This window comes from Arthrobacter sp. LAR12-1-1.1, from assembly GCF_040676555.1.
Classification (GTDB): domain Bacteria; phylum Actinomycetota; class Actinomycetes; order Actinomycetales; family Micrococcaceae; genus Arthrobacter.
In genome coordinates this window covers 546,245-568,232 of record NZ_JBEGIG010000023.1, presented here as the reverse complement: position 1 = coordinate 568,232, position 21,988 = coordinate 546,245, and the positions used below count along the sequence as shown (strand labels likewise).

The following is a 21,988-nucleotide window of genomic DNA, read 5'->3' as shown; positions in this document are numbered from 1 at the left end:
CGGACGGCCTGCCCCGGCGTCGCCGCCCGCGCCGCCGGCCGCTCCACTGCGGCCGCCGGCCGGGGCGACTGACGGACCGGCTGATGGATCGCCCAAAGATGAGCTGTTACTGGACAACGTCGAACCCCTCCCCCGTCAATGCCACAAAGCGGTCCTCAAGGCTGGCCTGTTCGGTCGCGAAGCCGCGGACCCGGACCCCCGCCGCCACGAGGGCAGCCACTACAGCTTCCGGTTCCACGGCCAGAGCCGAACTTGCATCTTCCCGGGCCGCCGCGCCTGGCGGAGCCGCAGGCAGCGAAGCGAACAGGGCTGCGTCCGTCCCGGAGCCAGCGGCACCCGAACCAGCGCCTCCGGAAGTGCGGCCGTCGGTACTCAGGGCGGCCGTAAGGCCCAGGCCGGTCAGCACCTGCGCCGCCGCGCCCGGATCCGGGGTCAGCACGCGGATCCTTGCCTGGCCCGCCCCGCGCAGTTCCGCCAGGGTTCCCTGCGCCACAAGCCGGCCCGCGCTCATGATGGCAGCATGCGTGCAAATCTGCTCGACCTCGGCCAGCAGGTGGCTGGAGACGAACACCGTAGCGCCGTCCGCCGCGAGGGAGCGCACCAGGCTCCGCACTTCACGGGTGCCCTGCGGATCCAGTCCATTGGTGGGCTCGTCCAGCACCAGGAGCTCGCGCGGAGCCAACAGGGCGTTGGCGATCCCCAGCCGCTGCTTCATACCGAGCGAATAGGCCCGGACCAGCTTGTCCGCGGCGTGCGTCAAACCCACCCGTTCCAGGGCTGACTGGACACGGGCGCGCCGCGTCGCCGCCGAACCGTAGGGGTCCGCGGCGTCCATGCGGCGCAGATTGGCAGCGCCGGAGAGGAACGGGTAGAACGCCGGCCCCTCGACCAGCGCCCCGACCCGGGGAAGCACGTCAGCAAGTTTCCGGGGCATGTCCTCGCCCAGGACGCGCATGGTGCCGCCGGTGGCCGTGGCCAGGCCGAGCAGGAGCCTGATGGTGGTGGTCTTCCCCGAGCCGTTCGGGCCCAGGAATCCGAAGACTGCGCCTTTCGGCACGGCCAGATCGACGCCGTTGACGGCCAACTGCTGGCCGAACCGTTTGGTCAGCCCCCTGGTCTCGATGCTCAGCTCGGCCCCCGGCCCGCCGGTGCTCACGCGGCCGTCACCGGACGGCCGCCGGATACCGCGCCCGTAATCACTTCTGCAAGACAGCGGCCTGGAGCCGCTCCAGGGGCACGGAGCCGACGAAGACCTGTCCGTCGTCGAGCACCAGCACGTTCACCAATGCAGTGGACAAGAGCCTGCCGCCCTGGACCGGAACAGTGGCCTGTTCAAGGAGTGCCGCCGCGTCCGGCGTCGAACCGGCGGTTCCCGCCGGGAACTCAGCGACCGATTCCCAGCCGGAGCCGGTAACAACCGGCTTGTGGGTGCTGTCCTTGGCTGCCGGCGGCGTAGCGTTCGCGGACTCCTTGCCCTCCTGATGCTCCGGGACCTGGATCTCCTTGACGGTGGCGCCCGGCGGCGGGCTGAACGTGAAGACCGACGCGTCGGGGGCACCGAGGGTCAGACTCGTGTAGGCGACGCGGAAGGCGGGTTCTGACTGCCCCCGGGCCTTGACCTCGACGCCCAGCGGCAGACCCGTCTGGCCGTCAACGGCAACCGCGATGGATGAGACCAAGGTGGCGTCAGACCTTGGCGTGAGCACCAGGTTGTAGGCCTCCCGTCCGGCTACCTGGACGTCGGCGCCGACGGACACGTCCGTGCTCGGGTCGACCTTGGCCAGGAACATCGCGGCGAGCTGGTCGGGCGTGGCCGTGACGTCTTTACCGGATCCGTAGTGGTCGGCGGTGCCGGCCGGGAGCTGGAGGTGGGAGGCCGTGTTGTCCTTGGAGTTGTAGAACCAAACCTCGTTGCCGTGGCGGACGGCGTTGCGCTCGGCCAGCCGGTCCAGCACCTGGATGCGGGCGTTGTCCGGGCCGTCGCGATAAACCCGCGCGGTGTGCGGACCTGTCAGCAGTTCGAGCCAGGCCGTGCCTGACGAGTCCGAGCCGGCTCCGGTCTTGGGGAGCTCGGGAAGACCAAGCTCGGAGGACTGTTCCAGGGTTCCGGAGAGGGCAGGCTCGCGGTGCTGGGCGATCAACTGCAGCACCTGCTCCGGCGTCCTGGGCGGCAGGGGATCCCCCGCCCTCGCGGGCAGGGATCCGGCCAGCGCGCCGGCGGCAATGACGGCAGGAACGGCGACGGCGGGCAGCCAGCGCAGCCACTTGCGGGTCATCGTGACCGCGCCCCGGCAAGAGATGATCCAAATATCCGCGTCTGAGGAATGCGCGCTTCAGTGCAGCTCATAGGTCAACAGTACGCCTGGCCCCGGCGGCCTGGTTGCCTCACTTCAGCACATTGATGGTCAGTTCCACGGAGCCAAGCAGGAGTGCGAGCACGGAGGTGCCAAGGCCCGCCACGAGCAGCAGCCCGGGGTGGGCGAGGCCCACCACCACGCGCTTCAGCCGCGGCCTGTCCCGCAGGAACTTCTTGGGCACAGTGCCAGGCTCCGGTGTTTGCTTCCAACCCCGGAGCCGGCGCAGGAACCAGGCGCAGCGGATGATGAAGGCCAGCCACAGCACGGAGACCACCAACGGGATCCCGGCCAGCAGGAGGTTGAAGCCCACCGCGGTGACCTCGCGTTCGGACTCGCCAACGAGCGTCTGAACGGTTGTTGAAATCGATGCGCTCATGACCACGGACACCCCCCACACGAGGAAGGCGGCGATCAGGGCAAGGAAGCGGACAAAGAAGTGGTCCAGCACCGAGTCCCGGCGCGGCTTCAGGTAGCGGCGCGGGGTGGCGTGCAGCAGGGCAAGGCTCGCCAGGAGCGTCGGCAGCGCGGCCATGCCGACCAGCACATACCAGGACCAGCCGGCCAGATCCAGGAATTCATCGGCCACGATCAGCACTGCCCAGAACCCGGCCCACGCCCAGCCGGCCGTGAGCGGACGCTCCACGAGCCACGCCGGCAGCCACGCGTCCGGGTCCGCGGACCCGGGGGCGCCGGACCCGGGGGTTTCGGAGCGGGGGTTATCGGGCGACCGGGTATCAGGTACCGGGGTGCCCGCGGCGGGTATTCCGGTGGTCCCGGGGTCCTCGCCCTCGGAACCGCGCACTTCGCTCATGGCCCCACTGTAGCGAGCCGGGGGCCCGCGCAGACGTGCGGGCCCCGCCGCCGTTGCGGCCCGGCGCTATTAGGCCGGCGCTACTTGGAGGGCGTCACGGTGCCGGCGGCGCCGTCGACCGTAAGGTTGTCGCCCGTGGCGATCCTCGCCGTCGCGTCGGGGACCCCCACCACCGCGGGGATCCCGTATTCCCGTGCCACGACGGCGCCGTGGGAGTTGGGCCCGCCCATTTCCATCACGAGGCCGCCGGCCGTCAGGAACAACGGCGTCCAGCCGGGATCCGTGGACGGCGCCACGAGGATCTCGCCGGGTTCCAGGTGCGCGCCCTGGGGGTCCAGGATCACGCGAGCCCGGGCCATGACGGTGCCGGCCGAGGCCGGCGTCCCGGAGAGCTGTCCGGCCCTGCCGTCAGCGCCGACCTGAACAGCGTTGGCCTGCACTGCCTCGGGCTCGGTGCCGTCCGAGAGCAGCACGCGGGGAATGCGCCGGCGGCCCAGTTCAGCCGCGTACGCCGCCCGGCGCTGCGCCACGACACCCTGCAGCGCCGCGCCGCCCAGCCCCCGGTGCGCCTCGGCCAGGTCAACGAAGAAGATATCGTCCGCCGCATCGATGGTCCCGGCCGCGGCGAGTTCGGCCCCCACAGCCGCAAGCTGCTGGCGGACGGCGCCGAGCGCTTCCACGAGATGGTACTTGGGCAGTTCACGCAGGCCCGCGAACATTCGGGTCCGCCGCAGCGCTGCCCGCACCAGTGCACCCCGCAGGCGGCTGCGCTGCCGCGCTGCAGCCACAAGCCGGCCGACCTGCGCCTCAGCCTCACGCGCCGCCTTGCCGAACTGCCGGTCCGGGGCGAGCGCGGGATCATCCACACGCAGATAGTTGGCCAGGACCCCGATGATGTGGGTCGGGTCGTCAGACCAGCGGGGCATTCCGACGTCGATCTCCGCCACGGCGCGGTGGCCGTACCGGCTCAAGAAGTCCGACAGCCCGGACTGCAGGACGCCGGGAAGATCCGCGGCCCGGTAACGCCGGGCTAACTCGGGCAACGGTTCTCCGAACACCGCAGCCGACGCCGGGTCGTTGCGGATGGCTGTAGCCAGCGACCAGAGGTCCAGATCCATTTCTGTTGTCACGTTGTTGGGCAGGCCCCGCAGGACTTCCTGCAGCGCCCCGTTCCCGGGGCTCCCCGCGAGTTTTCCGGCCGCGGCGAGCAAGGCGAACCCCAAAGCGGGCAGCGGCAGGATGGCCGGAACCACGGGAAAGACGTGCCGGCCAAGGATCCGCTCGACGTGGTCCAGGCGCTGTGTGGCGGTGGCGCCGGCGGGCACCGTGAGTGCGGCCCTGAGCTGTTCGCCCACCCGGTCGGACCGGCGCAGCGCCTCCTCGGGCCGGATAAGGCCGCGGATCAGGGTTTCCGGGACTCTCGCCCGCGCCGCCACCGGAATGATGTGGCGCAGGAGCGGCCAGGGCGATCTTATGGTGACGGAGAATCTGGGATCGGTGAAAAGGTTGCGCAGCACGGCCGCCGATCGCGCCTCCATGATGTCGAATACCCGGGGGACGATGGCGCGCCCGGGTTTGCTCCGGAGAACGGGCGTGAGATCGAAGAAAATGCGCTGCCCGGCCTCCGCGTACGGTGCGGGCCCGTCACGGGGCACCGGCACGGGAAAATGCGCTGCCCCCGCGACTGAGGACGCAATCAGCCGGATGCCGGCGAGGCCCATCGGCGTCAGGGGCCGGGTCAGCCCCTGGGCCAGGCTGAAGCAGAGATAGACGCGCGGCGCCGGTCCGGACGGCGTTCTGTCCGGCATCGGATACAGCGTGGTGATGGGCCTGGACTGCGTCAGCCACACGGTGCCGTCCTGGCCGATGGCCCATTCAAGGTCCTGCGGCGAGCCGAAGTGCACCTCCGCGCGGCGGCCCAGGAGTTCCAGCGCGGCAAGTTGGGCATCGTCCAGGCTGGGCGCCGCCCCTGCGCCAGGTTGGGGCACACGCTCTGTGCCGCCGCCGGGCAGGGGACGGATGAGCATGCCCTTGTCCCCAATGCGCCGCTCGAGGATCCGTCCCGTGGCGCCGTCGATCACGAAGTGGTCCGGGTTGACGGCCCCCGACACCACGGCCTCGCCCAGCCCGGGACTGGCGTCGATGACGGCCTCGTGCCGCCGGCCGGTCACGGGGTTGGCGGTGAACAGCACTCCGGCCACGGCTGCGTCCACCATGCGCTGGACGACCACTGCGAGGGACACGGCGGAGGGCTCGATCCCCTGCACCGCCCGGTACGTCACCGCGCGGTCTGTCCACAGGGAGGCCCAGCACCGGCGGACGGCAGCCAGCAGGGCGTCCGCGCCGACCACGTTCAGGAATGTGTCCTGCTGGCCGGCGAAACTGGCGAACGGCAGGTCTTCGGCGGTCGCGGAGGACCGCACCGCGACCGCGGTGTCCGCGCCCAGCGCCGCATAGGCGGCGCGCACGGCGGCGTCGATGCCGGCGGGGACGTCGGCGTCGAGCACCAGCGCGCGGGCCTTCGCGGCAAGCGCAGCCAGCCCTGCCAGGTCATCGGGGGTGGTCGCGGCGAGGGCCCGGTGCACGTCCGCCAGCGCCGGAGATGCCGTGGCGTCCAGGTAGGCCCGGGTGGTCAGGCAGAAGCCGGGGGGAACCGGAAGGCCGGCCCGTGCCAGCTCGCCCAGGTTGGCCGCCTTGCCGCCGACCTTGGCCAGCATGTCCTGGCCAAGGCGTTCCAAGGCCAGGACCGGCCCGTCCTGGGCAGGGTCCGGCTCCCCGGGGTGCTCCATCCGCAAACCGTCCTTCCGACGCCGGACCTGTGGCCTCGTGACTTTAGGAGTCGCCGAGCATCGGGCCGAAGCTGGCCCTGTCCGCCAGCCGCGGGTCGTCACGGTCCGGCACCACCATGATCGGCCCTTTGGCGTGGTGGAGGACGCCGTCGGATGTGGAGCCCAGCAGCATTCCGGCGAAGCCGCCGCGCCCGCGGGTGCCGACCACCACAAGTTCCACGTGCCGGCTGGCGTCGACGAGGATGTCGACGGGAGAGCCGTCCACCAGCTGTGTCTCCACCTGGAGGGCGGGGAAATGGCTCCGCAGCCAGGCAACGCCGGCGTCGAGCTGGACCTTGATGTCGGCGAACAGGGCGTCCCGGTCCATCGGGGTGGGCACCCAGGCCAGCGAGCCGGTGTACTGCGGCACGGCGCACACCACGCGCAGCCGGGCGGAGAGCCGTTCGGCCTGGGCTGCAGCCTCCAGTACCGCGATTCGGGCCTGCTCCGAGCCGTCGACTCCGACCACCACAACGTTCTCGACCGGCTGGTGGCCCAGCTTCGCCCGTTCGGCCAGGACATGCTTGTCGTCAGTGGTTTCGCCCAGCCGGTCCGCGCAGATCAGCGGCACAGTCACCGTGGGGCACTTCGCGTGGGCGGGCAGAGCGCTGCTGACGGAGCCGAGCAGCCGGCCCACAAAGCCGCCGCGGCCGCGGGTTCCGAAGACCAGAAGCTCCGCGGTTTCGCTGATTTCCAGCAGCACGCCGGACGCGTCCCCGTTCTCGACGGACGCGTCGACGTCGATGTTGTAAACCGCGACCTTGTCGAGGGCGTGCTTGAGAATGGCTTCGGCGCCCTCACGGATCACTGAGTCGTCCACCGTGGCGTAGCCGCCGTCGAGCCCGGAAGCGGCGAAGATCGGCACCGAATAGGCGGTCACGATGTGCAGCGGGCGGCGGCGGCGCTCAGCCTCGCGGGCTGCCCACACCAAGGCGCAGTGGCTGTGGTCCGAGCCATCCACACCAACAACGATTCCCCGGGGAGGCGCCGGTTCGCCGCCGGCCTCCCACGCCGGGTCCGGGTGCACCTGTTCACGGCCCATGGGGTCCGCCTCCTCGCGATTCTTGCCTGATGTTGCGGCTATTCTGCCAGAAGTACCGCCGCCCGGCGTCCACCGGCGAGGCGACCCGGAATCTGCGTGCAGGAACCCCTGATTTTCCTCACTATTCTCGGTTAATTGCGAACATTCAAGACGGCGGCAGGGCGTCCCTGGCGGCCCGCGTCCGAAGGATTTACGCAGAGTTAACACGCCGTTTCGTTGCGCGGGTTCCCGGGCTTTCGGGACGGTTTCCACAGGTTCCCGGGCACGGAAACCCCCGAAATCCGGGACCACAGCCAATGTCCTACCTCCCCTATCCACGGGCGGGAATCTTCGGTATCCTTCGAGGCATTGCTGAACCGAGACTGGTATTTCAGAACGCAGCCGCTGGGGCTGCGCAACCAGGCCTAGGTTGGCGTCCGGGGTCTTCCCCGCGACTGGCACCATTTCAAGGAGGAACCCTGCAGTGTCGAGCATGCCTTTGTACGGCGGGATCGAGCGGACCACCGCCGTAGTGATCGGGACGGGGCTTTCCGGCCTGGCTGTGGCCAGCGAGCTCCAACGCCGCGGTGTTGCGTCCATCATTGTGGACGGGCTCGACCTCCTGGGTGCCGGCCATCCGGCCAACACGTCCTCGCTCCAGCGCTGCGACGCGGCGGACGCCGCCAGCCTGAGGGAGCGCAACGAAATCCTGCGGCACCTGCGCAATTACGCCGCAAGCCACAAACTCGACGTGCGGAACAACATCCGGGCCCTGCAGCTGGACCTCCTTGAGGCCGGCACGGACGGGGCACCCACCGAGAAGTGGGCCGTCCAGACCCCGGGCGGCGTCCTGCTGGCCGACCATCTTGTCCTGACCCGCTGCGCCCACAGCCAGCTGCGCCGCATGCTCTCGGAGCTTGGCATGGCAGCCGGGCAGAACCTCATGGCGGCGATGCATGCCCTCGGGATGTACCTCGTGGGGGTAGGCGAGCTCATTACGCCGACGCCCAAGGAAGTCCTTCGCCAGGCCAAAGTCGTGGGACAGACGATTTCCGCCAAGGTCTACCCCAATGGCGTCCCCACGCTGCTGCCAGGCGGCTTTGCCCTGGCCGCCCCCGCCTGATACCCGGGATCCCCGGGGTCACGCGGTTCCCGGGCGTTGCTGTGGTTTCCGGTGTTGGGTCAGCTGTCGGCGTCGCTGCCTTCGTCCGGGGTGAGGCGGCGTTTGGCCATCAGGCCCAGGGCCACCAGGATGCCGACCCCCACGGCGACGAAGATCATGACGCTCCAGGGAAACTGCTCCGACCCGGCCGGCGCAGGGGCGGGCGCCTGCGTGGTGCCCGGCTGGGCGGTGCCCATCGTGGGGACCGCAGCAGCCGACGTCGGGCCCGCTGCAGCCGCCGTCGCGGTGAAGGTGAAGCTGCCCTCGATCGGGTGGCCGTCGGAACTGGCCACCCGCCAGTGCACGGTGTACTGCCCGGCAGGAGCGCCGGACTTCAGCTTCTGCGCAGCGACGCTGTCCACGATTTCCACGGGGCCGTCCGCCCAGTTGGCGCCCGTGGCGTCGTTGACCAGGATCTGCGACCCCAGGGCGAGCGGATTGTGGTTGAAAGTGACCGAGACCTGCTCCGGCGGTGCCGCGACGGTTGCTCCGGCAGCCGGGCTGGTGGACTCCGCGGTGTCGTGCGCCGACGCAGGGCTCATGGCTCCCAGCAGGACGGCCACGAGGACGACGGCACCCAGCAGGGCACTGCGAAGCTGGCGGATACGGGGCATGGGCAGGCTACTCCTAGTGTTGGCTTCCTTACAGACTAGGCGAAAACGCAGGGTTGGCCGTCGGGCTCCAAATAGGATTTAAGCAACACCCATCACTCCCGGAGGACTAATGCAAGACCTAATGCTCAAGCAGGGCTCCGCACTCGACCGGTATTTCAAGATATCCGAGCGGGGGTCGAACTTCTCGCGCGAGATCCGCGGAGGGTTCGCCACGTTCTTCGCCATGAGCTACATCGTGGTGCTGAATCCGCTGATCCTCTCCGGGCCCGACTCCACGGGCGCGACCCTCGGTTTCCCCGCCGTCGCCGCCGTCACCGCCTTCGTGGCCGGCATCCTCACCATCCTCATGGGCGCGTGGGCCAAGCATCCCTTCGCCCTGGCCACCGGGCTCGGCGTCAACGCGTTCGTCGCCGTCACCGTGGCCACGAACCCCGGACTGTCCTGGCCGGACATGATGGGCCTGGTGATGCTCTCCGGCATCACCATGCTGATCCTGGTCCTCACCGGCTTCCGGACGGCTGTGTTCAAGGCCGTTCCCGAGGGGCTGAAGACCGCGATCGTGGTGGGCATCGGCCTGTTCATCGCCCTGATCGGGCTCGTCAACGCCGGCTTCGTGCGCCGCATCCCGGATGTCGCCGGAACCACCGTTCCGGTCGGCCTGGGCTTCGACGGCAAGCTCCTGGGCTGGCCCACCTTCGTGTTCGTGTTCGGGCTGATCCTGACCATCGCGCTCGTGGTCCGCAAGGTCAAGGGCGCCATCCTGATCGGCATCGTGGCCTCGACCATCCTGTCCGTGATCCTGGAATCCATCCTGCACATCGGGCCCAGCTTTGACGGCACGAACCACAACCCGCAGGGCTGGTCCCTCGTGGCCCCGAAGTTCTCCGAATGGGCGGCCCCGGACCTGTCCCTGCTCGGCAGTGCCGACCCGTTTGGCGCCTTTGAGCACCTCGGCTTCGTCGCGGCGACCCTGCTGGCGTTCGTGATCCTGCTCAGCATCTTCTTCGATGCCATGGGCACCATGGTGGGCCTGGCCACCGAGGCCGGCACCATCGACAAGGACGGCAACATCCCCAACGTCGACCGCGTGCTGCAGGTGGACGCCCTGGGCGCGATCATCGGCGGCGGCGCCTCGGTCTCCTCGAACCAGATCTACGTCGAATCCGGTGCCGGCATCGGCGAAGGCGCACGCACCGGCCTGGCATCCGTCGTCACCGGCCTGCTGTTCCTCGTGGCCATGTTCTTCACCCCGCTGATCAACCTCGTGCCGTTCGAGGCCGTGGCCCCCGCCCTCGTGATCGTCGGCTTCATGATGGTCTCGCAGGTGGGCAAGATCGACTGGCAGGACTGGGGCATCGCGATCCCGGCCTTCCTGACGTTCACCCTCATGCCATTCACCTACTCGATCGCCAACGGCCTGGGCGCGGGCTTCATCAGCTTCGTGCTGATCCGCTTGTTCCAGGGCCGGGCCCGCGAGGTGCACCCGCTCATGTGGGCCGTGGCTGCCGCGTTCCTGCTGTTCTTCGCGATCGGCCCGATCGAGGCCGCCCTCGGGTTGCACTAGGGCCCGCTCCCCCGTTCCCTCCCGCCGAGACCGCACTTCGTGGCAGTGTTTTTCGAAAACATTGCCACGGGCTGCGGTCTCGGCGGTGTTTAAACGGGGATTCCGGGATTCCGGACAGTCCGACGGCGGCGCTGCTGGTTTTGCGGCCCGGCATGCGGTGAGCTAGGGGCATGGTTTCTCCCGCGCTCCCCGTTGATGTCCCGCCGCAGCCCTGGACCGGCCGGTTCGACGGCGACGGCGACGAGCACCGGCGCTGGTGGCAGGCCGTGACCCCCTCCGCTGCAAGCACGGTTCCGGTGGCTTCCCCCGGTCCGCGCCCCGCCGTCATCCTCGGCTTCGGCAGCGACGCCGGGGTGCGGCGCAACAAAGGCCGGACCGGCGCCGCGGCCGCCCCCGCCGCCATCCGGGCCGCGCTCGGCCCGCTCGCCTTCCACCTCTCGCGGGGCGTCCACGACGCCGGTGACGTCACCGTGGCCGGGGACGCGCTGGAGGCAGGGCAGGCACGTGCCGGGCTCGCCATCACCAGGCTGCTCGACGCCGGCCGGCTTCCCGTGGTGTTGGGCGGCGGACACGAGACTGCCTTTGCCAGCTACCTCGGCGTGGCCGGGTCCGCGGCCGTGCGCGAGGGCCTGAGCGTCGGCGTGTTGAACCTGGACGCGCACTTCGACCTCCGCGACGAGTCCGTGCCGAGCTCCGGCACGCCGTTCCTGCAGATGGCCCGCGCGGAAGCCGCCGCCGGCCGCGAACTGCGCTACGCCGTCGTCGGGATTTCCGAGCCGAACAACACCCGGGCGCTGTTCCGGACGGCAGAGGAGCTCGGCGTGGACTACCTGCTGGATGAGGACTGCTCGGCGGAGGCCGCGGCCACGTTTGTGGCGGCGTTCCTGGCGCAGGTGGACGCGTTGTACCTGACGATCGACCTGGACGTGCTGCCGGCCTCGGTGGCCCCGGGGGTGAGCGCTCCGGCCGCTTATGGTGTGCCGCTGCCGGTGATCAGCGCCGTGTGCCGGCAGGTGGCCGCGAGCGGGAAGCTCCTGCATCTGGATATCGCCGAGCTGAACCCGGAGTTTGATATCGACGGCCGCACCGCCAAGGTGGCCGCGCGGCTGGTCAATACGCTGCTCGGGTAGGGGCGCGCAAGGGTTCGGAGACGGCGCTCCGGCCCCGCAGGGATGGACTGCCCGCCCTGCGCCAGCGATCATGAAAGCAGGCGCGAGGTTTCGGCGACCGCAGCAACACGGCTTCTCCTTGCGCGATGGAGGCGCAGCGCAATGTCCCCAACATCCGGCCCTGCAGATCATGCCCCGGCGGACGCTTCCGCCGGCTCCCCGGACACGTTCCTGACGGACTACTACGAGCATGTGGCCGACGACGACATCCGGAACTACACTGCCGAATCGCTCCGGAGCCGCGCGGAATACCATCGTTCGCTGGCCGCAACCCGGGCCCCGGGCCACGCCGTCATCGGAGTGCTGAGTGAGACGGACGCCAGCGTCGTGGCAATCGTGGCTGAGGACATGCCGTATCTGCTTCCCTCCATCACGGCGGCACTCGCCCGTGACAACGCCGCCATACGCCTGCTGGTCCACCCCACTTTCACCGTTGGCAGGACCCCCGGGACGAACAAGCTCGTGGGCATCCGGCCGGTACCGCTGCGCACTGCTTTGCCGGTGGGCAACGAACCTCCCGCGATGCCGTCGCCGCGTGAATCCACTGGAGATTTGACCTGCACGGAGGCCTGGATCGCCGTCGAAACCGCCAGAGTGCCGGATCAGGCCAGCGCCGATCGGCTCATCCATAATCTCCAAGCGGTCCTGGCCGACGTTCGTGCGGCCGCCGAGGATTCCGCAGCCATCCATCGGCACGTGGCCGCGGAAGTTGCCGCCCTGGATGCCAAAACCGCCGCGGCCAGCGCTGCGGATTCAGTGGTTGCAACAGTGCAGGCAGCCAGGGACTTGCTGCTCTGGCTGGACGAGGGCAACTTCGTGTTTCTCGGATACCGCGGGTATGACATCGCCGACGACGACGGACTGCCGGTCCTCGCGGCACAGCCGGGGTCCGGGCTCGGGCTCCTCCGGCACCGTGAGCAGAGCCGGCCGCTGCGGGGTTCCGCCAGGCCGGGGGCGCGGGGTCCGGCCCCGGCCCTGGCCCTCACGAAAGCAGGTATCCGTTCCACGGTCCTCCGGGACGCCTACTTGGACGAAGTCAGCCTCCTGAGGTTTGACATGGCCGGCAACCCTGCCGGGGAAGTGTGCTTTGTTGGCCTTTTCGCCCCCAGCGCTGCAAACCGGTCCGTACTTCAAATCCCGGTCATCCGGGACAAGGTGTCCACGGTACTGGACCGCTCCGGATTCCCGCCCGGGTCCCATGCCGGCAAGGAACTGCTGGGCGCCATCGAGGCCTATCCGCGTGACGAGCTCTTCCACATCGACGCAAACGATCTGGCCAGCCATGCGCGCGAAATCCTGCGCCTCCAGGAACGCCACAGCACCCGGCTGTTCCTCAGGCCCGATTCCTATGGACGCTTCATGTCCGCCCTGGTTTTCCTTCCCCGCCGCCGCTACAGCACGGCGGTTCGGCTCAACATCGAGCGGGAACTGCGGGAGGGCTTCAACTCGAAAGCCGTCGAGTTCGAAGTCCGTCTCAGCGAGTCGGCCATGGCCAGGGTGTTTTTCCGGATCCTGCTGCCGGGCGGCGGACAGCCCGCCGTCGACGCCTCAGCACTGGAGCTGCGCATCATTGCTGCCACGAGGTCATGGGCGGAGGGCTTGGACGAGGCTCTGCAGCACAAATTCCCCGCCGGCGACGCCGCCCGGCTGTCCATGCAGTGGGCCCAGGCGTTTCCGGCCAGCTACAAGGCCGACTACCAGGCGGAGGATGCCGTCGAGGACATTATCAAATTCGAAAGCCTGGGCGGGCCGGACGGCGGGAACCGCGATGACCCGCTGCTTTCCGTCTACGCACGCCCAGGGACTCCGGTGCTGGCCGAGGACGCCCGGATCCGCCTCTATCTGACACGGCCGAAGAGCCTGACGCAGATTCTGCCGTTCTTCCACAACCTGGGGCTCGAGGTGCTCGACCAACGCCCCTACGACGTCCGGCGTGCCGACGGACACACGTTCTTCCTGTACGACCTCGGGCTCAAATACCCCTCCGGCGTGGACCCCGCAGGCACCAGCGGACTGCTGGCCGAGTCGTTTTGCGCCGCCATGAGAGGAGACATCGAGTCCGACACCTTCGACGCACTGGTTATCAGGGAAGGAATCGGCTGGCGCCAGACAGCCATCCTGCGCGGCTATGCGAAATACCTGCAGCAGCTCGGAACCACCAACTCCTACGGCTTCATGGCGGACACCCTGCGGACGAATGTCCGGGCCACGCGCGCACTCCTTGCACTGTTCGAGGCAAAGTTCGATCCGGATCTCGACCAGCCAACCCGCCTCGGTGGCATGGACTCGGCCAGAAGTGAGCTGACGGCTGCCATCGACGCCGTGCCCGTCCTGGACGCCGACCGTCTGCTGCGGTCCTTCGCGAGTCTTGTCGAGGCGACCCTGCGCACCAATTACTTCCTGAACAAGCCCTACCTCAGCTTCAAGCTCAACCTCTCCGGCGTCCCGGCCGCACCTGCCCCGCGGCCAAAATACGAAATCTGGGTCTATTCGCCCCGGGTTGAGGGGGTGCATCTGCGCTTTGGCGCCCTTGCCCGCGGCGGGCTTCGCTGGTCCGACCGCCGGGAGGACTTCCGGACGGAGATCCTGGGACTCGTCAAAGCGCAGACCGTCAAGAACGCTGTGATCGTGCCAACGGGCGCCAAGGGTGGTTTCTATCCGAAGCAGCTGCCCGACGCCGCCACCGACCGGGCGGCCTGGCTGGCGGAGGGTCAGGAGAGCTACCGGATCTTCATCCGCGGCATGCTGGACATCACCGACAATCTGCTCACATCCCCCGACGGCGCCCACGGGTCCACCGAGCTGGTTGTGCCGCCCGAGCGGGTGGTCCGGCACGATGGCGATGACTACTACCTGGTTGTTGCCGCGGACAAGGGGACGGCCGCGTTCTCGGACATCGCCAATGCCTTGGCTTTGGAGTACGGATTCTGGCTCGGCGACGCCTTCGCCTCGGGCGGCTCGGTGGGCTATGACCACAAGCAGATGGGCATCACGGCACGCGGGGCCTGGGAGTCGGTCCGGCATCATTTCCGCGAACTGCTCATCGATTCCGCGGCCGAGGACTTCACGGTAGTGGGCATTGGCGACATGAGCGGTGACGTGTTCGGCAACGGCATGCTGCTGTCCCGCCACATCCTGCTAGTGGCGGCGTTCGACCACCGGCACATCTTCCTCGATCCAACCCCCGATCCGGCCGCCTCCTATGCGGAGCGGCAGCGGCTGTTCGGGCTTTCCCGTTCCTCCTGGGCCGACTACGACGTCTCGAAAATCAGCGCGGGCGGCGGCGTGTTCTCCCGGCTGGAAAAGTCGATCGAGATCACCGAAGCGGTGCGCCTTGCCCTGGGGCTGGAGCCGGGAACGACGGCGATGAGCCCACCGGAGCTGCTCAAGGCCGTCCTCCTGGCACCTGTGGACCTGCTCTACAACGGCGGCATCGGCACGTACGTCAAGGCCTCCACCGAGACCCACGCGGACGTGGGAGACAAGGCCAACGATCCCATCCGTGTCAACGCCGTCCAGCTGAGGACCAGGATCATCGCCGAGGGCGGCAACCTTGGCATCACCCAGCGGGGCAGAGTGGAAGCGGCGCTGGGCGGGGTCCTGCTGAACACCGATGCGATCGACAACTCCGCCGGCGTGGACTGTTCGGACCACGAAGTGAACATCAAGATCTTCCTCGACCGGATGATCGCCGCGGGAAGGATGTCCTCGGAGGAAAGGACAGGCTTCCTGCACTCCCTGCAGGAGGAAGTCGGACGCTTGGTCCTGAAAACCAATGTGGACCAGAACGTGCTCCTCCTCAACGACCGCCAACTGGTGGGTCAATGGAGCCCGAGCTTCGAGCGCACCATGGACTGGCTGGAGACCGTGACGGACCTGGACAGGAACCTTGAATGCCTGCCCAGCACAGAGCAACTGCACGCCCGCCTGCAGACCGGCGCCGGCCTGACATCTCCGGAGCTTTCCGTGCTGGCCGCGTATGCCAAGATCGAGCTGGCAAGGGAACTCACAATCAGCGGACTCGCCGATGACCCTTGGTTCGCCCGGACGGTACGCGGCTACTTTCCGCGCCAGCTGGCGGAGCGGTTCGGGGAGGAGCTGTCCACGCATCCGCTGCGGCGGCAGATCGTGGCCACTGTTATTGCCAACGACATGATCAACCTGGGGGGCATCGCCTTCGCCTTCAGGGCCATGGAGGAGACCACGGTATCGGCGGCCGCCGTGGCCCGCGGCTTCGTGGTCATGCGCAAGATTTGGGACTTTGGCTCCATCACCCAAGCCCTCGCACAGCTGCCGGCAAGCATCCCCGGCGAGCACGGGTGTGCGGTGGCACTCGACATGCGCCGCCTGCTGGACCGCTCGACCCGGTGGTATGTCACCCACGATTTCCGGGACAAGCCAATCGCCGATGCATTGGCCCGGCTCGAGCCCCCCATGTCGCTTCTGCGCCCAAAGTTCGGCAGCTACCTTCACGGCGTGAATCTGCAGCATGCGCTGATCCGGCTGGCCCACACCGACGCCGTCGGCCTGCCCCATGAACTGGGCGTGCGCGCCTCCGAGATCCTGGTCAGCTACGGTCTTCTAGACATCTCCGCCATATCCGAAGAGCTCCAAGAGCCGGTGGACACCGTGGCCGAAGTGTACTTTGCCGTCTTCGAGCGGATCTCGGCGGTCCCCATTCTTGAACACATCACGGCGCTGCCGCGGGAAACGCACTGGGAGGCCCTCGCACGGGCGGCGCTTAGGGACGACGTGTATTTGGTCCTTGCCGGCATGACGAAGGCTGTTGTGAGGAATACGCCACGCCCCTCCGCCCCCGGAGGCGATCCGGTCGAGCGCATCGTCGCCTGGGAACGCGAAAACATCGAACAACTCGGCAGGATCCAGGAAACCATCCAGGAGGCCATCAAGCCGGGCCCGGTGGACATCGCAGCATTATCCGTTGCGGTCAAGCTGTTGCGGGCCGTGGTCAGCCGCTAGGTAGCACCGCCCCGTTTCCGGTCTCCCCAAGTCCGTCCGCCACAGACAAAAACCGGGGCCCGTTCGCGACACCGCACCACCATGGTGCGGAACGGCGAACGAACCCCGGTTCCTGTTGAAGTGTTGAAGCTACGCCCGGCGCACCTGCACGCCGTCGGACTGCAGGAAAAGCTCCGTCTCGGACGGCCCGGCGGGGACCAACCAGAGCACATTTCCGCTCAGTGAGACTTCTTCGACCTCGCCGGCTGCAATGACCTGTGCGTGCTTGACGATTTCGACGCGTTCGCCGACCCGGAGGCCGCTCCAGTCGGAAACCGTAGCTGCGGATGCAAGGCGCCTGGACAGTACCGTGCCGCGTGCTTTCATAGAACTCTTACCCCTTTGTATGTGTTCTTTGCCACAACTTCATTGGTGTGACTTTCCATTTGTACTACAGTTCCCGGGTCCCCGCCTTCCGTGTCGGCCAAAGATTTCGGGGACGCCGGGAATTGTTCAGCCGCCGTGCACTTTATTTCTCTTCAGGCGAGAGTTCCGACGGCGGATTCGGCCGCCGCCCGGACCTTGCCCGACGCCACCAGGACGTCCGCCGCTTCAAGCTCCGGGGACAGGAACCTGTCCGTGCCCGGACCGTCGACGACGTCGCGCAGCGCAGCGATCACGGCCGCGCCCGCAGGACCCGGAGTGAGTTCGCCGCCGGAGAGCTGGGTACGGATGTCCAGGGCACGGGCCGAGGTCACCAGTTCGATCGCCAGGACGCGGCGCAGGTTCTCGACCGCGCGGCGGAGCTTGCGGGCCGCGTGCCAGCCCATGGAAACGTGGTCCTCCTGCATCGCCGAGCTCGGGATCGAGTCCACCGACGCCGGGACGGCCAGCCGCTTGTTGTCCGAAACCAGCCCGGCCTGCGTGTACTGGGCGATCATGAGGCCCGAGTCGACGCCGGGGTCCGAGGCCAGGAAGGCCGGCAGCCCGTGCGAGCGGGCCGGGTCCAGCATCCGGTCGGTCCGGCGCTCGGCGATGGAGCTCAGGTCCGCAACGGCGATCGCGAGGAAGTCCAGCACATAGGCCACCGGGGCGCCGTGGAAGTTTCCGTTGGAGCTGACCCGGCCGTCGGGCAGGACCACCGGGTTGTCGATCGCGGCGGCCAGTTCGCGGGAGGCGACCAGGGCGGCGTGATCAACGGTGTCGCGGACAGCACCGGCCACCTGGGGTGCGCAGCGCAGCGAGTATGCGTCCTGGACCTTGGTGTCGTTGATCCGGTGCGAGGCCACGATCGGCGAGTTGGACAGCACGCGGAGCATGTTGTCGGCGGCGGCGGCCTGGCCCGGGTGCGGGCGCAGCGCTGCGTGCAGCTCGGGCAGGAACACCTGGTCGGTGCCGAGCAGCGCCTCGACGCTGAGCGCCGCGGTGATGTCCGCCGTCGTGAGCAGTTGGCGGATGTCCGCGATGGCCATCAGCAGCATGCCGAGCATGCCCTCGGTGCCGTTGACGAGGGCCAGGCCCTCCTTTTCGGCGAGCGTGACAGGTTCGATCCCGTGTTCGGCGAGGAGCTCCGCGACGGTGCGGCCGCCCTTGGTGCCATAGAGCTCGCCGTCGGGGCCGGTCGCTTCGCCTTCGCCCATCAGGACCAGGGCACAGTGGGACAGCGGCGCGAGATCACCCGAGCAGCCGAGGGAACCGAATTCGCGGACCACCGGGGTGATGCCGGCGTTGAGCACGTCCACCATGGTCTGCAGCACCACCGGGCGGACACCGGTCCGGCCGGAGGCCAGGGTCTTGGCGCGCAGGAACATGATGCCGCGGACCACTTCGCGTTCCACGGCCGGGCCCATGCCGGCGGCGTGGCTGCGGATCAGCGATTTCTGCAGCTGGGTGCGCAGCTCGTTGGGGATGTGCCGGTTGGCCAGCGCCCCGAAGCCGGTGGAGATGCCGTAAGCGGGGACCTCGCTGTGGGCGAGGTCGTCGATGTGGGCGCGGACCTTGGCGACGGCGTCGAGGGCGTCCTGGGCGATGGTCACGTGGGCGTCGTGGCGGGCGACGGCTACGACGTCCTCGGGGGTCACGCCGCTGGAGCCGAGGGTGACGGTGAGCGGTGAGTGGGTGGTGATGGTCATTGAAATCTACCTTGGTCTAATTGTTGGTCCGGCGTCCCCGTCGATTGCTCCGTTGCGGCCCTTTTCAAGGTTCAAAACGGCGTTTTCGGAGCAATCGACGAGGTTTTCGCGGGCTTGGTTAGCGGGACTCTGACATGGGGATGCGGACGCCGCGTTCCTTGGCGACCTCGACGGCGCGGTCGTAGCCGGCGTCGGCGTGGCGGATGACGCCCATGCCGGGGTCGTTGGTCAGGAGGCGTTCGAGTTTCTCCGCCGCGAGGTCGGTGCCGTCGGCGACGGAGACCTGGCCGGCGTGGATGGAGCGGCCGATCCCGACGCCGCCGCCGTGGTGGAGGGAAACCCAGGTGGCGCCGGAGGCGGTGTTGAGCAGGGCGTTGAGCAGCGGCCAGTCGGCGATCGCGTCGGAGCCGTCGGCCATGGCCTCGGTTTCGCGGTACGGGGACGCGACGGAGCCGGAGTCGAGGTGGTCGCGGCCGATCACGATGGGCGCCTTGACCTTGCCCTCCTTGACGAGCTGGTTGAACAGCAGGCCGGCCTTGGCGCGTTCGCCGTAGCCGAGCCAGCAGATGCGGGCCGGCAGGCCCTCGAACTCGACCCGTTCGGCGGCGGCGTCGATCCAGCGGTGCAGGTGCTTGTTCTCGGGGAAGAGCTCCTTGATGGCCTTGTCCGTGACCGCGATGTCCTCAGGATCGCCGGAGAGGGCAACCCAGCGGAACGGGCCCAGGCCCTCGCAGAACAGCGGGCGGATGTAGGCCGGGACGAAGCCGGGGAATTCGAAGGCGCGGCTGTAGCCGCCCTTGCGGGCCTCGTCACGGATGGAGTTGCCGTAGTCGAAGACCTCGGCGCCGGCGTCCTGGAACTCGACCATGGCCTGGACGTGCTTGGCCATCGAGGCCTGGGCCTTCTTGGTGAAGCCTTCCGGATCGGCGGCGGCCTCGCGGTGCCACTCCTCAACCGTGATGCCCTCGGGCAGGTAGCTCAGGGGGTCGTGCGCGGAGGTCTGGTCCGTGACGATGTCCACGGTGAGCTCGCCGGCGTTGTGGCGGCGCAGGATCTCGGGGAAGACTTCGGCGGCGTTGCCGACGTAGCCCACTGACCAGCCGCGGCGCTCTTCCTTGGCTGCCAGGACCTTGGCGATCGCAGCGTCGAGGTCCGTTTCGACCTCGTCGAGGTAGCGCTTGCCGGCCCGGCGGCGCAGGCGGGTCTCGTCGACGTCGACGATCAGGCAGGCGCCGTCGTTCAGGGTGACGGCGAGCGGCTGGGCGCCGCCCATGCCGCCGCAGCCGCCGGTGAGGGTCAGGGTGCCGGCGAGGGTGCCGTTTTCGTCACCGGTGAGCTTGCGGGCGATCGCGGCGAAGGTCTCGAAGGTGCCCTGCAGGATGCCCTGGGTGCCGATGTAGATCCAGGACCCGGCGGTCATCTGGCCGTACATCATCAGGCCCTCGGCCTCGAGCCGGCGGAATTCGGGCCAGTTCGCCCAGTCGCCGACGAGGTTGGAGTTGGCCAGCAGCACGCGCGGGGCCCATTCGTTGGTGCGGAAGACGCCGACCGGCTTGCCGGACTGGACCAGCAGGGTCTCGTCCTTCTCCATGGTTTCCAGGGTCCGGGTGATGGCGTCGAATGCGGCCCAGCTGCGGACGGCACGGCCGGTGCCGCCGTAGACCACCAGGTCATCGGGGCGCTCGGCGACCTCGGGGTCGAGGTTGTTCATGAGCATGCGCAGCGGGGCTTCCGTCTGCCAGCTCTTGGCGGTGAGCTCGGTGCCGCGGGCTGCTTTGACCGGGCGGGCACCGGTGGTGAAATCGGCGGGTGCCATGAGGATCTCCTTTGTGGCTGGATGTGTTGCTGGATGGTGTCTGTACTGGATGGTGTCTGTGCTGGGGCGAAATCGGGAGGAATGAGGTTCTGTATCAACTAAAGCCCCTTCACGGCCGTGGAAACAGGCCCATCGCGGGGGTGCTGTCCGGGATTCCAGACCCTTCCCCTCCCCCGTTGCGCTATCAGTTCCGGTTGCCAAAACGGGCGAATGGGAGCCGTAAGTGATAGCGCAACCGGGAGGAGGGGCGGGTGGGGGTGGGTCAGGCGGGGCGGCCGTGGATCCGGACCGAGAGCTCGTCGGCGACCTTCTGGACCCGGGCGGCCAGGACCGGCCACTGGTCCGCGGGCAGCTTGTCCTCGAGGAAGGTCACGGCGACGGCGGCGGTGGGCCACCCCACGTGGTCGGTCACGGCGGCGGCGATCGAGCCGAAACCGGGGGTCACCTCGCCGTGTTCGGTGGCGTAGCCGCGCTGCCGGACCTGGTCCAGATGGGAGGACAGCGCGGAGTACTTCATGATGGGCGATTCGGTTTCGTGCCGGGCAGTGAAGGCGGCAGCGTTCGGGTACAGCGCCCGCACCTGGGACTTCGGCAGCGCGGCAAGAATCGCGCGGCCGCTCGCGGTGAGGTGGCTGGGCAGCCGGACCCCGACGTCGGTCACCAAAGACGGCCGGTTCTTGGCCCGCTCTTCCACGATGTAGAGCACGTCGCGGCCGTGCAGCACAGCCAGATGCGCGCTTTCGCCAATCACGTCCACGAGCGAGGCGAGCATCGGCCGGCCCAGCCGGGACAGCGGCTCCTGCCGCGAATAGGCCGAGCTGAGTTCGAAGGCGCTGATGCCCAGGCCGTAGCGCTGCTCCTCATGCAGATGGAGCACGAAGCCGTTCGCTTCCATCACTCCGAGCAGGTGGTAGACGCTGGAGCGCGGCAGCCCCAGCGCGGTGGCAATGTTCGACGCCGCCATCGGTCCGCGCCGGGAGGCCAGCAGCTTGAGGATGCGCAGGGTGTTCTCGGCGGCAGGGACTTTCGACGTCGCCCTGGTGCCGGCGGCTCGGCGGACCGGGGCGGGAGCCGGTGCCGGCTTGGCCGCCGCGGCGCCGGGCGCGGGAGCGGCAGCGGCAGCGGGCGAATCCGATGCCGCGGGTTGGTGGGTCAGGGTGGTGCTGCTGGCTGGCATGGGTCCTCTTCAAGATCGGGCGGTGTCCGGTATCCCGTACTTAAGAATGCCCCCGCCGGGCGGGTTGCGGTAGGCCATTCAGCCCCACCGGTGTCTGGAATTCCGGACACCTGCAAGGCCGACGTCGGACTTCTCCTAGGGCGACTTCCGAGGCAAGGCAGCAAGCCGCGCGTGCCTGTGGCTGGCGCAGGGGCTTTCAGTCAAATGACAGTGGGGCAATAAATCCAAACAAGTCTCCCCCGGGTGTTCCTTTTGGCCCTTCCCCCGAGCCAAAACACCGGATTACCGTTGAGTCGGCACCACGGCCCGCGGAACCACGGGCGTCAGGGCCGGGATCAGGCGAACAGGCATCGAGGGACTATCGGCGATGGGCTTCAC

The 21,988-nt window shown here is 68.5% G+C and carries 14 protein-coding genes; 4 read left to right on the top strand and 10 right to left on the bottom strand.

Features of this window, described 5'->3' with window-relative positions:
* Nucleotides 1-106: 106 nt before the first annotated feature.
* The 5 genes from MRBLAR12_RS15495 to MRBLAR12_RS15475 all read right to left on the bottom strand — a co-directional run bounded on the left by MRBLAR12_RS15495 (nucleotide 107) and on the right by MRBLAR12_RS15475 (nucleotide 7,038).
* Nucleotides 107-1,156: an ABC transporter ATP-binding protein gene (locus MRBLAR12_RS15495; RefSeq protein ID WP_229994742.1), complete on the bottom strand. Its 1,050-nt coding sequence runs from the start codon at nucleotides 1,154-1,156 to the stop codon at nucleotides 107-109.
* 40 nt (nucleotides 1,157-1,196) lie between these two features.
* Nucleotides 1,197-2,276: a LolA family protein gene (locus MRBLAR12_RS15490; protein ID WP_229994741.1), complete on the bottom strand. Its 1,080-nt coding sequence runs from the start codon at nucleotides 2,274-2,276 to the stop codon at nucleotides 1,197-1,199.
* Nucleotides 2,277-2,385: 109 nt separating this feature from the next.
* Complete coding sequence (locus tag MRBLAR12_RS15485) at nucleotides 2,386-3,168, bottom strand: hypothetical protein (RefSeq protein ID WP_229994740.1); 783 nt, start codon at nucleotides 3,166-3,168, stop codon at nucleotides 2,386-2,388.
* Nucleotides 3,169-3,248: 80 nt separating this feature from the next.
* Entirely contained in the window at nucleotides 3,249-5,957 is a 2,709-nt protein-coding gene (locus tag MRBLAR12_RS15480) for a PEP/pyruvate-binding domain-containing protein (protein WP_364746963.1), read from the bottom strand.
* A gap of 43 nt (nucleotides 5,958-6,000) precedes the next feature.
* A complete protein-coding gene (locus MRBLAR12_RS15475; protein ID WP_229994738.1) occupies nucleotides 6,001-7,038 on the bottom strand; it encodes a universal stress protein in 1,038 nt (345 codons plus the stop codon).
* 472 nt (nucleotides 7,039-7,510) lie between these two features.
* Here MRBLAR12_RS15475 and MRBLAR12_RS15470 point away from each other — a divergent pair, with 472 nt between their 5' ends.
* Complete coding sequence (locus MRBLAR12_RS15470; RefSeq protein WP_364747078.1) at nucleotides 7,511-8,140, top strand: FAD-binding protein; 630 nt, start codon at nucleotides 7,511-7,513, stop codon at nucleotides 8,138-8,140.
* 59 nt (nucleotides 8,141-8,199) lie between these two features.
* On the opposite strand, the gene MRBLAR12_RS15465 is transcribed toward MRBLAR12_RS15470, so the two are convergent.
* On the bottom strand, nucleotides 8,200-8,793 hold the full coding sequence (locus MRBLAR12_RS15465; protein WP_229994737.1) for a copper resistance CopC family protein: 594 nt from the start codon (nucleotides 8,791-8,793) through the stop codon (nucleotides 8,200-8,202).
* Nucleotides 8,794-8,914: 121 nt separating this feature from the next.
* Here MRBLAR12_RS15465 and MRBLAR12_RS15460 point away from each other — a divergent pair, with 121 nt between their 5' ends.
* The 3 genes from MRBLAR12_RS15460 to MRBLAR12_RS15450 all read left to right on the top strand — a co-directional run bounded on the left by MRBLAR12_RS15460 (nucleotide 8,915) and on the right by MRBLAR12_RS15450 (nucleotide 16,506).
* Nucleotides 8,915-10,357, top strand: a complete 1,443-nt coding sequence (locus tag MRBLAR12_RS15460) for an NCS2 family permease (protein WP_229994757.1) — start codon at nucleotides 8,915-8,917, stop codon at nucleotides 10,355-10,357.
* 170 nt (nucleotides 10,358-10,527) lie between these two features.
* Nucleotides 10,528-11,487, top strand: coding sequence for a formimidoylglutamase (hutG, locus tag MRBLAR12_RS15455; RefSeq protein WP_364746961.1), 960 nt, complete (start codon nucleotides 10,528-10,530; stop codon nucleotides 11,485-11,487).
* 141 nt (nucleotides 11,488-11,628) lie between these two features.
* Nucleotides 11,629-16,506 carry an NAD-glutamate dehydrogenase gene (locus MRBLAR12_RS15450; protein WP_364746959.1) on the top strand — a complete coding sequence of 1,626 codons (4,878 nt, stop codon included), beginning with the start codon at nucleotides 11,629-11,631 and terminating at the stop codon, nucleotides 16,504-16,506.
* A gap of 129 nt (nucleotides 16,507-16,635) precedes the next feature.
* Here MRBLAR12_RS15450 and MRBLAR12_RS15445 read toward each other — a convergent pair whose 3' ends face one another.
* The 4 genes from MRBLAR12_RS15445 to MRBLAR12_RS15430 all read right to left on the bottom strand — a co-directional run bounded on the left by MRBLAR12_RS15445 (nucleotide 16,636) and on the right by MRBLAR12_RS15430 (nucleotide 21,610).
* Nucleotides 16,636-16,872 (bottom strand): hypothetical protein, encoded by a 237-nt coding sequence (locus MRBLAR12_RS15445; protein ID WP_229994734.1) that lies wholly within the window; start codon nucleotides 16,870-16,872, stop codon nucleotides 16,636-16,638.
* 152 nt (nucleotides 16,873-17,024) lie between these two features.
* Nucleotides 17,025-18,617 (bottom strand): histidine ammonia-lyase, encoded by a 1,593-nt coding sequence (hutH, locus tag MRBLAR12_RS15440; protein ID WP_229994733.1) that lies wholly within the window; start codon nucleotides 18,615-18,617, stop codon nucleotides 17,025-17,027.
* Nucleotides 18,618-18,735: 118 nt separating this feature from the next.
* On the bottom strand, nucleotides 18,736-20,433 hold the full coding sequence (gene hutU / locus MRBLAR12_RS15435) for a urocanate hydratase (RefSeq protein WP_229994732.1): 1,698 nt from the start codon (nucleotides 20,431-20,433) through the stop codon (nucleotides 18,736-18,738).
* Between the two features lie 262 nt (nucleotides 20,434-20,695).
* Nucleotides 20,696-21,610, bottom strand: a complete 915-nt coding sequence (locus tag MRBLAR12_RS15430) for an IclR family transcriptional regulator (protein WP_364746956.1) — start codon at nucleotides 21,608-21,610, stop codon at nucleotides 20,696-20,698.
* Between the last annotated feature and the right edge of the window lie 378 nt (nucleotides 21,611-21,988).